Origin of the sequence: Acetatifactor muris, from assembly GCF_024623325.1 — a bacterium.
Classification (GTDB): Bacteria; Bacillota; Clostridia; order Lachnospirales; family Lachnospiraceae; genus Acetatifactor; species Acetatifactor muris.
This window is the reverse complement of sequence record NZ_JANJZD010000106.1, coordinates 1-1,005: the sequence shown is the minus strand read 5'-3', so window position 1 is coordinate 1,005 and position 1,005 is coordinate 1. Positions and strand designations below refer to the sequence as shown.

Here is a 1,005-nt window from a genome sequence, read left to right as displayed (position 1 = left end):
GCATCAAGATGCTGTAACATCATGATGCTGTAGAGGCGGCAGTACCACATCTTAGTTGAGCGGTGCCTGCCGTCTTCTAATTTATAGTCCTCTTTCTCGCGCTTGTTGGAGCGTTCCACGGAAGTCCTTCTGTCATATTCCTTTTCCCATGCTTTAGAGTCCCTTGGCGGTATGTTAAATAACCTTGGATTGTCATCGGTAAAGATGTGTACGGTTCTTCCATATTTCGCCGGTGAACAGGGGTGTTCACAGAAGCAGCCACGTTTGCGGTTTGATTTCGGACACCGGTATTTTGCCCGGTGTTTGGCAGCCTCATATCCATCTTTGTGCATACGTAAGCCCAACTTACAGACAGGGACACCATCGTCATCGACCGTGAAATCGTCCTTATAGGTAAAATGCCCGGTATGTCCGGGATTGAGGTCGATAAACGGTGTGATGTCTTCCCGCCTGCAGTATTCATAAACAGCGTAAGCGTCGTGTGCAGAATCCAGAAGGAGCCTTTCAATCTGGAATTCCGGAAGATACGCTTTCATGGTGAAAAAGGAATGCAGGAAGGAAAGCATGTCATGCCGGGAGGCCCGCTCTAAAAGCGGGAATACAGGGAGGTCACTATGGGAATCGGAAGCCACAAACATGTAGAGGTGGTAACCGAAAAAATAGCATTCCCGATGGGAGTCCCATCCCCAGTTGCAGTCCGGCTGAGAATAATGACGTTTGCAGCTGCAGGAAGAACAGCCTTTTTCCATACAATCGCAGATGCGCTTTTTGCGCTGCTGCGCGGCAGTCCGGACGGGGGTGCCGTCACCAGCAAGAGCCAAATGGTCTGGAACAATCAATTTTTTCTGAATAGAAAGATCCAGAAACTGCTGCTGATAAAGCCGGAAAACGAGAGAAAAAGGATTTTGTGGTTTTAAGGGCCAACGTTCCAGCAGAGGAAGAAGTTTGGAAGCTGTGCTGGAAGAATCGCAAGGAGTCTTATCGCCTTTCTTTTTCCCCTTAGGC

At 48.9% G+C, this 1,005-nt stretch carries 1 protein-coding gene and 1 pseudogene; one reads left to right on the top strand and one right to left on the bottom strand.

Features of this window, described 5'->3' with window-relative positions; translation table 11 throughout:
* Window positions 1–536: pseudogene (locus NSB25_RS29095) on the bottom strand (hypothetical protein); the annotation flags it as partial.
* 78 nt (window positions 537–614) lie between these two features.
* Between NSB25_RS29095 and NSB25_RS29090 the strand changes: the two are divergent.
* Window positions 615–917: a hypothetical protein gene (locus NSB25_RS29090; protein ID WP_257479371.1), complete on the top strand. Its 303-nt coding sequence runs from the start codon at window positions 615–617 to the stop codon at window positions 915–917.
* Window positions 918–1,005: the final 88 nt, after the last annotated feature.

Excerpts from the sequence above, each read along its gene's own strand:
- NSB25_RS29090 (WP_257479371.1), top strand. The coding sequence starts at position 615 with ATGGGAATCGGAAGCCACAAACATGTAGAGGTGGTAACCGAAAAAATA.